Here is a 17,079-nt window from a genome sequence, read left to right as displayed (position 1 = left end):
GAGATGAAGTTTAGGGAAGTCAGGTCACTAAATCATCAGTCCTCAACTTCTCCGATCATTTGCTGTTCGATTTGTTTCATCTCATAAAAATAGCCTTTTTGCCCCATCAACTCCGAATAGGACCCCGTTTCGACAACCCTGCCTTGGTCCATGACCACAATCTGGTCCATCTCTTCCAATCCGGTTAGCCGATGACAAATCAGGAGAAGCGTATCATTAGCCGCCTGTGCGTAGAGATGCTTCAAAACATGATGCTCTGTCACATAATCCAGCGATGAAGTGGGTTCGTCCAGAAGCCATACCCGTCCTTTGCGGAGCATCGATCGCGCCAGAGCCAACCTCTGCTTCTCGCCGTCTGACAGATTCTCCCCTTTTTCATACACCATATCGGTCAACGATGTATCGGGCAGCTGCATTTTTGCTAGCACATCCAACAATTGTTCGTCTGCATGTTCTTCTCCATTCAGCAGCAGGTTGTCCCGGATCGTTCCCCGGAAGAAATGACTTTGCTGAAACACTACAGTAGCCGTTTGCCAAATGCTCGTTTCATCCAGTTCCTTCACCGAAATGCCGTTTAACCGTATATCACCGGACGTTGGTGTTCGCAGCTTGAGCAGCAATTCGATAATCGTTGATTTTCCTGATCCACTCGGCCCGACAATCGCCGTTTTGGAACCAGGTAAAATGTGCAGGGATACATCCCTGAGCGCCGGTCTCCACTCCCCTTCATATTGAAACGTAACATCGGATAGCTCCATCGTAACGGCATGATCAACAGACAAGGTGCCACCTGGCTGCGAAGACTGCTCATCAAAGGTCTGAACTGTTTCCGTCAGTCGTTTGGCTGCGTGTTCGCTATCCTCTTTATACGCGGGTAATGTGGCCATAGCCGCCGCTTCTTCAAATACGGTTTGTGATGCCATGACCAGCATGGCAAGAAAAACGCCTGCAAGCGCTCCTTCCATAATTAAATAGGCGCCAAGCGTAAGCACTCCCCAGGAAACGAAAAACGTAACAAAAGTGTGCATCGACTGCCCGCGCAGCAGTTGCCCGGCTGCTCGTTGCTGCTCAGCTGCCAATACAGCGGAAGCATGCTGGAGATGCTCCTCCCGTTGTGCCAATTGACTATATACTTTTAAATCCCGGAAACCGTACAACACTTCGGTAACTTCAGTGGACAGCTGCGCCCTCTGCTCACGAACGCGTTCATGTATTCTCCGCTGCCCGAGTAACACAATTCCCGGTACAACGAATGCCGTTACCAGCATACCTATTACAAACAAAACGGCAATCCAGATCGAAAAGGTAGAAGTAAACAGCACCGTAGCCAAAAACACCATGACGACCATGATCGGAGGATAAGCGACTCGCAAAAAATAATTTTGCAAACTTTCCACATCCCCAACGATCCGCGCAAGCAGATCCCCGCTTCGATTTTTGTTCAATATACCAGGCGTTAAAGGAATAAGCTTGGCAAAAAAGGATGTACGTAAACGGCTAAGCATGGAGAATGTTGCCCGGTGAGAATACAAGCGTTCTCCATAACGACTCGCCGCCCGAAGCAGACCCAGCAGTTTGACCATGGAGGTGAGTACAATTAAAGTATAAAGCGGTGGCGCAAATACCGTTTGCGAAATCAGATATCCGCTCGCAGAAAAGAGTGCCACACCGGCTATGCCGGCGATAAATCCACCCAAAATCGAAAGAATGATATCCTTGCGCTCCTGAATCATCGCCTTTGACAGAACAGCCAGTTCATTCATGAGGATATCCCCCCTTTCCGCTCTACATCAATCATCTCGGCATACTGAGGCAGGCGCTCCAGAAGCTCGTCATGTCGTCCCGAGTCCACCAACACTCCATTGTCCATAAACAAAATCTTGTCGGCTTGTTGAATCGTATATAATCGGTGAGCTACCGTAATCATTGTAGCCGTTTTTGCCAGTTTGGCTATGGAGCGTTGCAGTACCCGCTCGGTGTGCAAATCCAGTCCAACTGTGGGTTCATCAAACAAAATGATAGCAGGACGCTTCAAAAAAGCGCGTGCTAAGGCAAGCCGTTGCTTTTCCCCACCAGACAGTCCCCGGCCTCCTTCACCAACAAAGGTATCAAATCCATGCTCTAATTGGGCTGTAAGCGCAGCGAGTCCTGCTTCTTCCCCCGCCCGCTCAATTTCTGCTCTGGAGATGCTTCTACGAGCACCAATCGCAATATTTTCAGAAAATGTGCCTGCAAAAATATACGGATGCTGTGTAATGTAGCTAACATGTTCGAACCATTCGGTTTCATCGTATTGCGAGAGTGGACTTCCATTCACCAGAAGCGTTCCCGATTCTGGTTTCAGCAGACCGGCAATGAGATGTAGCAAAGTCGTTTTGCCGGAACCGCTTTTACCAACAATGGCAATGTGTTCTCCTGGACTAAGCTGGATCCGCCCCGTCTTAAGCTCGAAAGAATCTGGAGCATACTGAAACCGGAGTTGGTCAATTACGATGGACGGCGGTATTAAAAGGTCTCCAGAATGGGTGAGTTCCAATTTGCTTATTCTGTCGGTCCTATCACCGACCTTATCCATGCTGTCGATCTCGTCGATTCCATCGGTTGTTAATGCGCCTTCAATGCCATTAGCGTCCCTGCTCCCCCCTGCCGTTTCCTCAAGCATCTGTTCCACCTTACGAACCGCACCCATACTTGTCCGGCCACTGTGAAAGGCCGTTCCCGTATTCTTTAACAGGTTGTAAAACTCGGGAACGAGCAGCAAAACGAGAAAGGCGGTGTGGAACGTCATAGCTTTGAAAACGAGCAACTGGATGGCCAGTTCAAGAGCGACAATGCCAATGCTAAGCATTACGATCGATTCCAGCATGAAGGTATTCGTAAACGCAATCTTCAAAATGCCCATTGTGGCATCACGATAACCCAAGCTACTGCGCTCGATCTCCTGTTGCTGACGGTAAGCCCGTCCAAATATTTTCAATGTCACCAGTCCTTGAAGAGAATCCAGAAACGTCCCTGAGAACTCAGCCAGTTGCGCATATTTTTCTTCGGATTTGTTCTTCGTTTTCAGCCCTACCAAAATCATGAACAGCGGGATGAACGGAGCAGTAAACAATAGAATGAAACCTGTGTTGGCATGTTGGATAAATGTAACGACCAAAATCAGAACCGGGATGATAGCAGCTTCCATCATACGCGGCATGTATTGACTGAAATAACTATCGGCCTCATCCACAGCATCCAGAGCAACACTGACCTTTCCTCCCGTCTGTCCACGAAGGGTTGAAGGCATGGAGGCATGAGTCAAGTTTTGCAGCACGGCAGCGCGCATATTTGTCTTAGCAGTGGCAGCCATATGTAAGCCAACTATACCGTTTCCATAAGACAACAGTGTGCGCACAGCCATAACAGCTAGAAGTATGCCGAGCAACAGGATAACCGATGAAAATGAAGCTTTCTCGACAAAAATCCGTTGGACTGCTTCAGCAAGCAGTCCAGCCTGACTCACAATAGCTATGCCAAGCGCTAGTGAAATGATTGCGAGGAGAGCCATGTTTTTCCTTTGTGAAGACATTTGTTGAGAAATCAGACTGGATTTCCTCTTCACAGATCACACCTCCTTTATCTATAGGCTTGTAGGGAAACCTCAAACATACCGTAATGGATTAATCAGCTTTATTTTTTCCCTTTAACATAATCCGCATCAAACAGGAAGAGTTTGAAGACCAGAATAAGGGATGGGATCAACAGGCATAGACCGCCGATAAACACAATAACTAACGCTAAACCCATTGCCGGTGAAGTTGCACTGCTCTGAATCGTGATATACGGATCAAGAATATAAGGGTATTGCCCAATCCCATAAGCAAAAAAGGCACAGAAAAACTGCAACATGACGCATATAAAAGCTAATCCGTAACGGCGTCCGTTATATAATAGCCACATCGCGATCATGAAGAAAGCAACGGAAAGTGCCAGCAACCACCATAAATCCATCATATTTTGAAAATGCCGCTCATTGTGTTGACCCAAATAGATAAATGCTGTCAGTGCGAGGATTATCGTCGGTGTGCTCCAAAACAGGGCGTAGTTGCGCATCAGCTTCAACGCGGAATGATCCTCCGCCCGAGATGCGTAAAATGTCAGAAATGAGCCGCTAATGAACAAAACGGACACGATTGCCAGTCCAACGATACTCCACGATAACGGATTGGTAAACAGCGCCCAGTAATCTAGAGAAACCGTCTCCCCCTGCTTCACGATAAAGCCGCCTTCAGACAAAGTTAGCGCCACTGACAACGATGCTGGAATAAGCAAACCTGTAGCTCCGTACAAAAAAAGATAAACTATGTTTTTCTTGGAACCGTAATTTTCAAAAGCATAGAATGAACCGCGAATCGCAAGAAGAATCACTGCAATGCTTCCCGGAACAAGTAACGCGGAGCCATAATAATAGGCTGTGTCCGGAAAAAAACCGACGATGCCAATATAGAAAAAGATAAAAAATACATTTGTAATCTCCCATACGGGTGATAAATATCGGGAAATCAGACGATTAATGAGATGATCCTGCTTTGTTAAACGTGCATAAAAGGCGAAGAAGCCCGCTCCGAAATCAATGGAAGCTATAATTAAATAGCCGTACAAAAACAGCCAGAGCACCGAGATGCCAATCAATTCGTAACTCATCATTCAGTGCCCCCCTTTTCCGTAAATTGATTAGGATGATCCTTCATCCATTTCTCCATCTCAGCTTCTGCCGGATTATTGTTGAACAAGCGTCTCAGCACGATTACACACATACTGCCGAGTACGATGTACAAGAGCAATAAGGCGAAGAATATAATTCTTACATTCGGTGAAGACGTGGCAGCCTCCTCAACACGCATATATCCACGGATAATCCACGGCTGTCGGCCAATCTCTGCATAAAACCATCCCAGCTCAACAGCCAGAAAAGCGAGAGGGGCGCTCAGTGCGATGATGCGAAGCATCCATTTGTTAAGCTCATTACGCTTTTTCCAGAACACAAACAGAAAATATAGAAACGAAATCGCGAGCAGAGTAAATCCAATTCCGACCATTAAATCAAACAGATAATGAACGAGAAGCGGTGGCCATTCTTCCTTGGGGAATTCCTCGAGCCCCGTCACCTCTGCATTAAAGTCTCCAAAGGCCAGGAAGCTGAGCAGCTTCGGCAGATGAAGAGCCCCTAGAACTTCATGCTCTGCATTCAGCCATCCCAATAGCACCAAATCCACACTGCTGCTCGTCTCAAAATGCCACTCTGCCGCTGCAAGCTTCTCTGGCTGATGCTCGGCCAAAAACTTGGCGGACACATCACCGGCTAACGTGTTCAGCAAACCGAATAGTAAAACGACTGCCATCATTAGATTTAAAGATTTTTTGTGGTATGCGGACACACCTTTTCTCAGCATCGCGAAGGCTGCAATCCCGGCTAACAAGGCAGCTCCAGTCAAATAGGCCGAGCTTAATACATGGAACACTTTGGAGAACGTCGCCGTATTCAGCATCGCTTGCACCGGGTTAATCGCTGTGAATTGGCCTGCTTCCATGACAAAGCCTTCAGGCTGGTTCATGAATCCGTTCACCGTCGTAATAAAAACGGCAGACATGCCTGCCCCGGCGACAATCGGTATCGTCAGCAGCCAATGGATATACGGATTTTTGAACCGACCCCATGTATACAAATAAATGCCCAAGAAGATAGCTTCAAAGAAGAACGCGAACACCTCCATGAATAACGGAAGTGCAATGACATTCCCAGCCAGTTTCATAAAATTCGGCCATACCAGGGCCAGTTGTAGTGAAATCGCTGTACCGGTCACGACACCAACCGCCACAGAAATGACAAATCCTCGAGACCACCGCTTTGCCATAAGTGTATAATGGGGGTCCTTCTTCCGAATCCCGATAAACTCTGCTATAGCGATCATTAGCGGTATACCGACGCCAATCGTCGCAAAAATAACGTGGAACCCGAGAGTCAAGCCTGTCACCAGCCTGCTCCATAGCACCGTATCAATTGCCATTTTTTACTGCTCCCTTCAAAACACTGTTCATTTTTCTATGATTAGGCCTGCTAACTGTTGGCTGCATTCAATATCAGGTTTAGCAAGGTTCAGCGACATCGTTGCCTGTTCGTTTTAGTATGACGTTCATCGTTCTTTGCTATGTAAAAAGAGAAAAAATTCACAAAGCAAGAGTTGGCGAGCCCGATTTATCTGATACTGAGCAGTCAAAATTATAATGTGACCTAATAATTAAAATCATCTTATCTTAAATTGCAAGTAATTCAATCACAGATATCTCTTAATCCCTAAACGTTCAAGAAAGGGTCAAATCTTTCTGACAACTCAGTGAATAACACAAAAAGTACCCGAAGGAGCTATTGATTGATTAGTGTATATGTGATGTCACAAGTTCCCTCCTACTTCGATGCTGGCAAAAAAAACGATATTTTCTCATTTTGAGCCGTAATATATCCCCCTTTTGCAACAAAAAACACTGACTCAAATCATCAGTGTTTTTTGAATTAAAGCTAATGTCATCTTCGTCATGACAAATCTTGATCTGCCAATATCATTTAGTACGGCCGTAGAAAAAAGAATACCCATCTGACTTCCCAAGCTTAGTCGTCTCCGTTCCGTCCACTAGCTTGACCGCTTTCAGCAACGATACAATTTGCGTATGCATTAGCTTTGCATCAAATTTGTCCATCTCTCTGTTGTCACTATCCACGAGCAGATAGTCGGGCATTGGAATGAAAGCAATCACCGGTATCCCTGCTTCAAATAAGGGCTGACTCTCTCCAAACTCAAACTTGTTATGTCCACGCAATAATACAGTACGTGTGCTATCTGTCTTTTCAATAGCCTTCAGCCAAATGGCCGCCATCATTTCATTGCCCGCATAGGTATATTCTGTACTTATTTGTCCAGTTGGTCTATAATGACCCGTATCATCGTCCTTCCACTCCATGCTGCCTAAATGCTCAACCGTAATTCCAGCTACAGCTTTTAAATGGCCATTCTTGCCATCCCACAGCTCTCGATGCCCCTCCATCCAGGTAGAAGTCGCCTGAGAGGACCCTTTGAACTCCGGTAATCTAAAATGCCCTGTCACAAAAGCAAATATCATCGTACGTTCCGGCTGCTCCTGCTGTAAGTAACGAATCATAGACAGCATGCCCACAGCGCCATTCTCCTCCACCACATTTATCCCATCCGTATGAGTATTTACGATAATTGCTTCGTCTTTATTCTTACCGTCAATTTTCACATAAAAGGATTCTGTTGGGGCATCTTTTTGTATTACCGCTTCTAAAATAACCGTACCTTCTTTATGCTCCTGAGCTGCCCTGATAACCTTTTGCCCTTCCGTTTCATTCACCCAGATCGCAGGGATTCCAGCATAATCGGTGGTAAAAGGCACATATTGCTCTTCAACCTTAACGTCAGATACCCCTTTCCAGACTAAAACAACAGCTTTTACGCCCATTTCCTTCGCTTGCTCCAATTTAGCTTCTTTTAATGCTGTAGTGAGGACCAGATCGCCTTCATTTGGGGCAATTTGGTTGTCCATTGGAGATGAAGCCCGCATATTCATAACGATCCCACTTGGAAAATTTCTGAAATTCTCAATTTCAATGACAGCAATTTTTCCGCTGGCCTGGCCATATTCACCACGCTTCGTATACACCAGCTCCCCGGTTACACCTTTTTCGTCAGTTTCCCCGGAATAGGGAAAAGCTGAAGAGACATGAATTGCCTGCTGATCAATCATTAAAGCACTGTTCTTTTCTTCCCATCGGTCAAAAGTATAGCGATCACGAAATACTTGCAGCCCCATATCCGTTACCTGTTGCTCCAGCCAAGCAATAAACTGATTGTGACCCTCAGAGCCGGTTGTACGGCTTCCAAAAGAATTCATTACTTCAATATCTTTGAGCATCACTGCTGCAGAATCCAATTTGCGTTCATCGATCGTCACTGTCGTATCAGCAGCTAATGCTACAGGTGTTGTAATAGGTTTTGCATAGACTCCAATACCCCAAAGTGCAGTAACGATAAGTGCAGCAATGCTGAATAACACTTTACGAACCACTAGAAACGGAGTAACTCTTCTGCTTACCTTTTGCCCCAAGAGTCCTCTCCATATGCCCGCTATGATCAGCAAGAGGATAGAAAGCGCAAGCAGCCAAAAATTTCTTGTGATTAAGAATAACCCTTCTGCCACCATCGCACTAATAAATACTACATGTAACTTCTCACGCTTCTTTAATAGTAAAAAAGAGATGCCTAATTCTGCTAATAAAAAGATGATGGTCACGATTGAGATTACCGTTTCTTCGCCAATGAATACCGTAGCACATAGTGCTAGGATCAAAAGCAGCACCACTGACAATCGTCTATATAAGATTTCTAACATGACGCCCTCCCATTTTAACTAACGATTATTTTGACATTACATTTGTAATGCCTTATGGTTTTAGCATATTGAAAATACTCATGAAAAACAATGAAACGAACATCAGAATGTACAAATGGAGGGGAAATGTCATCTCAAATCATGAATTATACAGTCCAAATACCTCTCAGCATCGTTCCAATAAAGAAACCAACCGTTTGACAAGAGAAGCCATCTGTACGGCATTAGTCTTCTTGATCCAGGAACAGCCTTTTGACAAAATCACCATCACCGATATTGTGAAGCGCGCAGGGGTTTCTCGAACAGCCTATTACAACAACTATTCCTCCAAGCAAGAGATCCTGGTGGATTTGGTCGATTCGCTTATTTTCGAAATTAATCAAAAACTCTTACCTTACACCAATGAATTAACAGGCAAAGCTAAAGAACCTCAAAAATTTATCAAAGTGCTTTTTGAAGTTATTTTTCAGCAGCGGAACATCTACAAAGCACTTCAGAGTGCAAAGTTTGATCATGTAATTCTGGATTGCTTGAATGAAATGATGCTTTCTACTGCTCATGACAAAAGCGACGAGAATGTGTACCGAATATACTTTAAAGCGGGGGCCCTCTATAATGTTCTCCTTAAATGGATACAATCAGACTTTGCAAAATCCATTGACGAAATGACCAAAATTTGTCTTGAGGTATACCATACTCCAATGTCCCAGGAATAAGGTTTAAAAATCGTGTTTATAAATGAAAAAACAAAGAAACCACGGAACCAAGTTCGGCTCCGCAGTTTAATTATCAACCCTACTATTGAATTTGAATTTGTTTCATGTACTCTTTGAATGCCTCAGCGATTTCTTTGTATTTTGTATGATGCAGATAATGTGAACCTTCCATTGGGATCATTTTGCCCTGTGCGGATTGTTTGACTTGCTCCTCATGCAGCGGAATCCACTGTTTATTGTGCTCGTTATTCGATTGAACGAAGAGAAGCAGCGGCAAGTCATTTGGCATTGTGAGTTTTTCTCCATTTTTGAAATTGGAACCGAGGTGGCCCAGTTCATTCATCAATGTTGGATTGGTCGCGACTTGATTCGATATCAAACGCATCTGTTCTTTGGTATGCTCATCGAACGCAAGCGATTCATAGGGATCTCCGCTCACTTTTTGGACCAATCTCATTAGACCTGATTTTTGAAGAAATTTCATGGCGTTCAAAGGTAATTTGACATCCATTCCGGGTTGATTGGGAACGCTGCTATCGATGCCGACAAAAGCAAGAACTTCATCCGGATATGTGTTCACATAGGTCGCTCCGTAAAGTCCCGCGATGGAATGTCCCATTAGAATGTAACGGTCTAAACCCAGTTGCTGCACTGCTTCGTGAACCTCACTTACTATATTCTCAGTCGTTCTCTCCTTCTCGGTTTCATCGCTCAAACCATAACCGAAAGGCTCGACCACCACGACTTTATAATTAGGGGTAATTTCATCGATCAGCAATTTGAAATCAAGTGCAGGCGTCGGGGTTCCTTGTCCCGGTAGGAGTACAACCGTTTGTTCACCGCTGCCTTGAATAAGCACATTCATTTTTTTCCCATCCACATTGACATACTGGCCATACGATTCGATTTTCTTTTTCTCTACCCCATCGCTAATAGAATCAACGATAAAAACGATGCCCATGAACAACACGAGCGCCCCTACAATACCTCCGATTATTTTTAACCATAGGTTCCGTTTCTTGTGGCTCTTAGTCCCTGTTGTTTTTAATTCCACCTTATTTGCCACGTTCATCTCTTCCCTTCCTTGTCCCTGTATCTGAAGTGCCGCCTTGACGACATATTCAAAGTGTAATCAATCAAGATGTACCCTTCGTGACGACAATATGAACGGAATATGAACAAGTCAAAAAAAAAGAGTTTTTAGATCAACATCAAATCGGAAATGAAATAATGTTATTGTCTTTTGCTCAAAAAGCAGCGCCTCTCATTTAGAGATCGCTGCTTTTTATTGTTTACTTCATTATATGTGTAGGTTCTCACTATTCTATTATTTCTCAGCACAAATCATGAACATTGGTGTTGACCGGTTTAAGACTTGCTGTTTCGCATCCAGAATTTTTGCGTTCAAATTCTCTTCAGCAAAAATATTAGCGAAGCCTTCTTTTTTGAGAGTCCGTATATCCCACTCGGGACGCCATTCTCTGGTCAGCGGCAATACAAGACTCAGACGGTCTGTCTCCTCTATGTCCTTATGATGCGGGAGTTCACCAAAGCCCTTATCTACATAGGTTTGCTGATCCTCTACTCGCTTTTGCTGCATCTCTTCGTCCCAGAGATGGCGATTCCAGTTGGCATCAAAAACTAGCAGCCGTCCCCCAGGCTTAAGTACTCTTCTCCACTCTTTGTAGGCTGACAGCGGATCGGTAAGGCTCCAGGTGACATTGCGGCACACGATCAGATCGAAGCTCTCCGCAGCAAAGTCAAGCTTGTGCGAATCCATCTTGCGGAAAGTAACGGTTACACCTTCCCGAATGGAGTGGGCACGTGCTTCTTCCAGCATATTGTCGGTACAATCGATCGCAGTAACCAGATGCCCGGCACTCGAAAGAATCACAGAGAAGAAGCCAGGAAACCCATTTATCATTCACTCCTTCTTGGCAAGTATCATGAACCGGTTTACATTCTGGTAACCGTATTTCAAATAATCTAGCGGCATCGCACGGGCAGGGATAAAGTTCCGGTGAACATCTATGGTTCGGAACCCGGCCTGTTTCAGCGCTGTCTCGTCAGCTTCAGGCCGTAATACATTAACATATGGCAACTCGCTTAGCAGGCTTTTATCTTGACTGCTTCGCTGGCGGATTCTTTGTTCTGTGAGCAGAATCAGTGTCCAGGACAAGGCATACCAAAGTCTACGGAATACAGTCTTGCTCTCTTTATACAAATAGTTGCCGTCAAAAACAATCAGGGTCCCGCCCGGTTTTAATATCCGGTACCATTCAGCATAAGCCCTATGTGGATCAGGAAGCGTCCATACTACATCCCTGCAGACCACTGCCTCAAAGCTATTCTCTAGCTCCATATGCAAATCGGCAGCATCAGCGACATAAGCTGGAACTTTATATCCATAACTCTCAAAATTTCGTGAAGCTCTATCGATCATTCCCTGAGAGGTATCCACCGCTGTAGGCAGATGACCCATCTGTGATAAGAGTATGGAGAAAAAGCCAGGCCCTGTTCCCACATCCAGCACCTTTTGCTGGGGAGTTGTTCCCAACCCTTTAATAAGCAGTTGTTTCCAGAGGTTTATGGTTTTTTTGCTGCGGAATTGAGTCTGTATGACTTTGTCATAACTCTCCGAGCTTGATGTCCAGTATTTCGAAATCTCTTTTAACATCATTTTTCTCCTATGTCGAGTAGATTCCAGAAGACCGGCATAAAGGTGGAGTACCCCGGTTTAAATCCAGTCACTCTATTATTTACTGCCAAGATATCGTCAGGGAAATAAATAGCTGCAAACATAGCCTCCTGATACAATTTGGAGAAAATGGAGTCATATGCGGTCTGACGTTCCTGAATATCGGTTGTTCCTACTGCTGTGTCAATCAGTGATTCTAGTCCAGGATCAGACCATACGACAGCAGATGCGTCAGCTGTTTTATGAAATAGGGACAGCAAGAATGCATGCGGATTATAAGCATCATCATAAGTCCGGTACATGATTAGATCATAAGCTTTGCTTGTCCATAAGGCATCATAATAAGCATTCGGCTCAAGAACCTGAAGATTCACTCTAATGCCAATCTCCTTTAACTCAGACTGAACCAGTTCACTGATGGACTTCCATTCGGGATATTCAGCCTGCTGCAGCACGAAATTAAGCTCAAGCTGCGCTCCGTCCTTCTGTACAATTCCATCTCCGTCCGAATCCGTGTAACCGGCAGCTGCTAGCAGTTGCTTCGCTTCCAGCGGATTGAAGCCGTACCAAGTATTATTGGACTCCGTCACATAAGGAACTGTCAGCGGGAACAGGCTTTGAGCTTCACTGCCGATACCGTCCATAAGATCTTCGACAATGCTTTTTTTATTAATTGCCAAATTGATAGCTTTGCGCACATTCAGATCTTGAAGTGCGGGCGTTTTGTAGTTAAAGATCATGAAATGAGAGTTTGTTCCTTGTGCTTTTTGCAAAGTTAGTGAAGAATCCGCTTCAATCACTGGCACGCTTTCGACTGGAATCTTTCCCATTTGTCCCCCGGCAATGTCAATGTCTCCAGCTTGCAGCGCTAGTACTCTGGACTGTGGATCTGGGATTACCTTCAAAATAATTTTCGACAGCTTCGGCATTTCTCCCCAATACTTCGGATTTCTGACGAGTATGGCTTCCTGATCTGTTTTGTAGCTCTCTGCCATCCATGCGCCAGTTCCAATCGCTTTGATGAATTTACCCGTAATATCTCCTGCGGGTTCCACAGCGGAAGGGCTGATAATTCGGACCGGTCTTGCAAAGGATAACTCGGTTAAGAAGGGATAATACGCTTTGTTGAATGTCATTGTGATCGTATGTTCGTCCACAACAACAAGGGATTGCATCGCAGTTGCTACATTTAACGAATTGGCTGGATCCTTAATCCAGCGTTCGAAGGAGAATTTAACTGCGTCGGCATTAAACTCCGTACCGTCAGAGAATTTGACGTCATGGCGAAGATGGAACGTATATACTTTCCCATCTTCTGAAATATCCCAAGACTCCGCAAGCGACGGCAGTATTTCGCCTTTTTCACCATACTCCACTAACCCCTCATATATCATCGCGTGCACATTCATCGAACCATCATAGGCACCGGCATCCAATCGGTCTATACCGGCATCAGACGATATAGCAACAGTGACTGTCTTGTCCTGAGCTTCAGATCCTTGTGCAGCTTCATTATTGGCGGTATTATTGGCTCTAGCCGTAGAATTGCTGTTATTACTGTTGCTGCAACCTGATATCAACACAACTATTACAAGAAGCATAAAGAATAACGATTTTGATAATAGGTTTTTTGTCTTAGGGTTCGTTCTCATTCTTGGTACATCCTTTCTCTACTTAACATCATAGGAATGGCTGGGTTGCCACTCCTCTCCCAGTCTCTTCTTTCTTAAGCGGGGGTCCTGCACAGGTACCGAGGAGAGCAATGTTTTTGTATAAGGGTGGTCTGCTTGCTGCAACATGGTTGCACCCGATTGCTTCTCTACAATTTCCCCTTGACACATCACAGCCACACTGTCGCAAAAACGATTTACAACTGACAAGTCATGTGTAATGAATACATAGGATAATCCCAGCTCATGCTTCAATTCCTGCAGCAGATCCATCATTTGCTTTCGCAGGGTGACATCGAGACTTGAGAAAGGTTCATCGCAGATAATCAACTCCGGCCGCAAGGCGATTGCGCGCGCAATTCCGACCCTTTGCTGCTGTCCGCCGCTGAGTTCATGCGGATAGCGGTGAATATGCCGCCTTTCAAGTCCCACAAGCTCAAGTGTGTCTGCTACCGTGGCCCTGCGGGCTCCAGCCTTCCTCTCTCCATAGTTTCGAAGAGGCTCCCCGATAATTTGCTCTACCGTAAACAACGGATTAAATGAAGCCAGACTGTTCTGAAACACCATCTGCATCTTCCTGCGGATCATGCGCATTTCGCTAAAGGTCCAATCCGTATAATCCTCGTTCCGGTACATAACTCTTCCGGAGGAGGGTTTCTCCAGTCCCAGCAGAAGTCTGGCCAAAGTGCTCTTACCACAGCCACTTTCCCCCACTAAACCAAGGGTCTCACCGCTCTCCAGACTGAGAGACAGGTTGTTGACGGCATGAACACTTCTGGCATTACGTGTGAACCACCCCCTTTCCATCCCATATTTCTTGTTCAGGCTTACCGCTTTCAATAGCTTCAAGATCACCACGTCCCTAAAAATGTAATATTGCCGTTGTTATCTGCACTCCATTAAGTATTTAGTATAGGGATGCACGGGATTAGAAAAGAGTTCAAACACATTGCCTGATTCCACAATCTTCCCGGACTTCATCACATATACATAATCTGCAAGCTCCGCAACAACGCCAAGATCATGGGTAATTAATAGGATGCCGACATTGTTCGTCCATCTGATTCGGTCCAGCTCTTTAAGAATCTGGGCTTGAATGGTTACATCCAATGCCGTTGTAGGCTCATCTGCAATTAGCAATTGTGCTCCGGATACCAGGGCGATGGCGATCATTACTCTTTGACACATACCACCGCTAATTTGAAAAGGATATTTATTGAAAAGCAATTTAGGCTCGCTGAGCCCTGCTTGCTCCATCTGCCTCATGGCAAGCAGCTTTGCTTCTTTTCCCGATATACGCTTGTGCAGTTTAATCGTCTCCATGATCTGCCTGCCAATAGTAAGTACCGGATTCAGCGCGTTCATAGGATCTTGAAAGATAACAGCCATTTCTGTTCCCCGAAGCTTCTGTAACTGACGGCTGGAGCACTCACGTAGATTGTTACCCTTAAGCCAGATTTCTCCACTCTCAACTATGCCTGGAGAATCTACTAATCCTAATATGGACATTGCCGTAACACTTTTACCGCTGCCGCTCTCACCTACAAGTGCGACAATCTGCCGGGATTTCACCTCGATACTGACATCATCAACCGCTGTAACTTTATAACTGCCTGTGTGAAAGCAGGTGCGTAAATGACTGACCTTCAGCAGTGGAGACTCTGCCATCATATTCTGGCCCCCCACTTTACTACAGAATTGAAAGCACGCTCTGGTTGTCGCAAGCCTTCTCCCAACAGATTAAAGCCCAGAACCGCCAGCATGATCATCATTCCCGGAAATAGCATCAACCGCGGCTCCGTTTGAATATAGGCACGGCTGTCGTTCAGCATTACTCCCCATTCCGGTGTAGGCGGCTGAGCTCCCAAACCCAGAAAGGACAAACCCGCAATGGAGAGCATAATCGTACCCACTTCCATAGAAGCAAGAACCAGAATAGGCCGGGCTGCGTTCAGCAGAATATGCCTGAAAATAATTTGTAAATGAGAAGTGCCTGACGCTTTGGCCGCTGTAATATATTCACTTTCCTTGATTTGAAGGACCATACTGCGTATCACTCTGGCATACCCCGTCCACCAGACAGCAGCAAATGCGATTAGCAGATTCTTCATACTGGGACCTAGCATGGCTGTAATAGCAAGGGATAGGATTAAGCTGGGAAAGGCAAGCAATATATCTATGATCCGCATAATCAAATGATCGATCTTGCCGCCAGCGTAACCAGCCAGTAAACCAACAGGGATGCTAATCGCAAAAACAACGATCAACACCATAAACGAATAATTCAGGGAGGTTCGGGTCCCATAGATTAATCGGGATAAGACACAGCGTCCCAGATGATCCGTACCGAGCGGGTATTGCCAGGAAGGTATAGCCAGTTTGTGTTCCATGTGAATCTGCAGCGGATCGGAAGGTGAAAGCCATGGGGCAAAGAGTCCAACGGATATGAACAAAAGTACTATGCCCGCTCCTAACCTTGCTCCCTTATTCTTAAATAAGCTAATACGAAATATGACAATCCGCTCCTTCTAAATCGTCACCGCAGCCTGATTCGCGGATCCAGTAGCAGATGTAATAAATCCACTGTCAAGTTAATCAGGACAACGACAACAGCCATCCATAATACGTAACCCTGAATGACAATATAGTCTTTCGCAAAAATCGCCTCAACGGCATACTTACCAATTCCCTGCCAAGAAAATATAGTTTCAACAATAACGGAACCGCCTAATAGCCCCGCTATGTTAACCCCAAGGAGGGTAAGACTCGGAAGAAGCGCATTACGAAGTGCATGCCGAATGATTATTCTCCATTCCTGCAGCCCCTTAGCTCTAGCTGCTGTGATGTAACGCTTGCCCAAAACGTCTAGGAGACTGGAACGAATCAAGCGGATGTAGACTCCTGCCATACCAAATCCTAGTGTGAGGGCAGGTAGAATGACACTGGATACCCCATCCATTCCCATCACAGGAAATAGCTTAAACTTCACCGCACCATAATAAATCAGAAGCAGACTTAGCCAGTATCCTGGCATTGAAACACTGAGCATTGCACATACTCTTCCCAGTCGATCAAGCATTCTACCCGGATATAATGCAGACCCCACTCCTATCGGCAGGGCAATAAGAATAGCGGACAATACGGAACAGGCACTGAGCAGTAAAGTTGCCGGAAAACGACTCATCAGCTCTGTGAACACTGGACGACCGCTGCTGTAAGATAAGCCAAAATCGAGATGGGATACCCGGTTCAACCAGTGAAAATATTGCTTATGTACAGGACCATCCAGACCAAGTGTATGTCTGGTCGCCTCAATAGCTTCCTGCGTAGGTTTGATGCCGTCAGCACGTAGCATGATCTCCGCTGGATCACCTGGTGTTAAATGCATCAGCGCAAAGGTAATGCAAGAGATGCCGAGCAGCACGGGGATGAGCTGCAATAAGCGTTGCAACAAGTATCGATTGATGGCATTCAACTCCAAAATCTTAATCGTAATAATTACGATTATAGCATAATCTTTTTAAATTAATAGTCTTAAATTGATTTA

At 45.3% G+C, this 17,079-nt stretch carries 14 protein-coding genes; 1 reads left to right on the top strand and 13 read right to left on the bottom strand.

The genetic code is table 11. From position 1 onward, the window contains the following. Positions 1 to 35 precede the first annotated feature (35 nt). The 5 genes from cydC to NYE58_RS18945 all read right to left on the bottom strand — a co-directional run bounded on the left by cydC (position 36) and on the right by NYE58_RS18945 (position 8,448). Positions 36 to 1,763 carry a thiol reductant ABC exporter subunit CydC gene (gene cydC / locus NYE58_RS18965; RefSeq protein ID WP_341002665.1) on the bottom strand — a complete coding sequence of 576 codons (1,728 nt, stop codon included), beginning with the start codon at positions 1,761 to 1,763 and terminating at the stop codon, positions 36 to 38. Further along, positions 1,760 to 3,604, bottom strand: a complete 1,845-nt coding sequence (cydD, locus tag NYE58_RS18960; protein ID WP_341002663.1) for a thiol reductant ABC exporter subunit CydD — start codon at positions 3,602 to 3,604, stop codon at positions 1,760 to 1,762. Before cydD ends, cydC begins: the two co-directional genes overlap by 4 nt. Positions 3,605 to 3,672: 68 nt before the next feature. Continuing rightward, positions 3,673 to 4,689, bottom strand: coding sequence for a cytochrome d ubiquinol oxidase subunit II (locus tag NYE58_RS18955; protein ID WP_076126522.1), 1,017 nt, complete (start codon positions 4,687 to 4,689; stop codon positions 3,673 to 3,675). Then, on the bottom strand, positions 4,686 to 6,050 hold the full coding sequence (locus NYE58_RS18950; RefSeq protein WP_076126520.1) for a cytochrome ubiquinol oxidase subunit I: 1,365 nt from the start codon (positions 6,048 to 6,050) through the stop codon (positions 4,686 to 4,688). Before NYE58_RS18950 ends, NYE58_RS18955 begins: the two co-directional genes overlap by 4 nt. A gap of 550 nt (positions 6,051 to 6,600) precedes the next feature. Next, complete coding sequence (locus tag NYE58_RS18945) at positions 6,601 to 8,448, bottom strand: hypothetical protein (protein WP_341002660.1); 1,848 nt, start codon at positions 8,446 to 8,448, stop codon at positions 6,601 to 6,603. A 107-nt stretch (positions 8,449 to 8,555) separates the two neighbouring features. Between NYE58_RS18945 and NYE58_RS18940 the strand changes: the two genes are divergently transcribed. Beyond that, positions 8,556 to 9,164: a TetR/AcrR family transcriptional regulator gene (locus NYE58_RS18940; RefSeq protein WP_081387564.1), complete on the top strand. Its 609-nt coding sequence runs from the start codon at positions 8,556 to 8,558 to the stop codon at positions 9,162 to 9,164. Between the two features lie 82 nt (positions 9,165 to 9,246). On the opposite strand, the gene NYE58_RS18935 is transcribed toward NYE58_RS18940, so the two are convergent. From NYE58_RS18935 to nikB, 8 genes are all read right to left on the bottom strand, one after another. Beyond that, positions 9,247 to 10,236, bottom strand: a complete 990-nt coding sequence (locus tag NYE58_RS18935) for an alpha/beta fold hydrolase (RefSeq protein ID WP_076277355.1) — start codon at positions 10,234 to 10,236, stop codon at positions 9,247 to 9,249. 255 nt (positions 10,237 to 10,491) lie between these two features. Beyond that, entirely contained in the window at positions 10,492 to 11,088 is a 597-nt protein-coding gene (locus NYE58_RS18930) for a class I SAM-dependent methyltransferase (protein WP_076277354.1), read from the bottom strand. Beyond that, positions 11,089 to 11,841 carry a class I SAM-dependent methyltransferase gene (locus NYE58_RS18925; protein WP_341002656.1) on the bottom strand — a complete coding sequence of 251 codons (753 nt, stop codon included), beginning with the start codon at positions 11,839 to 11,841 and terminating at the stop codon, positions 11,089 to 11,091. It lies immediately after the preceding gene. Then, a complete protein-coding gene (locus NYE58_RS18920; protein ID WP_076277352.1) occupies positions 11,841 to 13,514 on the bottom strand; it encodes a nickel ABC transporter substrate-binding protein in 1,674 nt (557 codons plus the stop codon). Before NYE58_RS18920 ends, NYE58_RS18925 begins: the two co-directional genes overlap by 1 nt. Positions 13,515 to 13,532: 18 nt before the next feature. Continuing rightward, positions 13,533 to 14,381 (bottom strand): ATP-binding cassette domain-containing protein, encoded by an 849-nt coding sequence (locus NYE58_RS18915; protein WP_076217688.1) that lies wholly within the window; start codon positions 14,379 to 14,381, stop codon positions 13,533 to 13,535. Between the two features lie 36 nt (positions 14,382 to 14,417). Beyond that, the gene (locus tag NYE58_RS18910; protein WP_076126508.1) at positions 14,418 to 15,203 is read right to left on the bottom strand and encodes an ABC transporter ATP-binding protein; all 786 of its coding nucleotides are present in this window, start codon (positions 15,201 to 15,203) and stop codon (positions 14,418 to 14,420) included. Continuing rightward, positions 15,200 to 16,045, bottom strand: coding sequence for a nickel transporter permease (gene nikC, locus NYE58_RS18905; protein ID WP_076279698.1), 846 nt, complete (start codon positions 16,043 to 16,045; stop codon positions 15,200 to 15,202). The genes NYE58_RS18910 and nikC overlap by 4 nt, the downstream gene beginning before the upstream one ends. A gap of 23 nt (positions 16,046 to 16,068) precedes the next feature. After that, entirely contained in the window at positions 16,069 to 16,986 is a 918-nt protein-coding gene (gene nikB, locus NYE58_RS18900) for a nickel ABC transporter permease (protein ID WP_341002653.1), read from the bottom strand. Between the last annotated feature and the right edge of the window lie 93 nt (positions 16,987 to 17,079).

The sequence above is a fragment of the Paenibacillus sp. FSL L8-0708 genome (assembly GCF_038009325.1).
GTDB lineage: Bacteria > Bacillota > Bacilli > Paenibacillales > Paenibacillaceae > Paenibacillus_AQ > Paenibacillus_AQ odorifer.
This window is presented reverse-complemented; position numbering and strand designations above follow the sequence as displayed.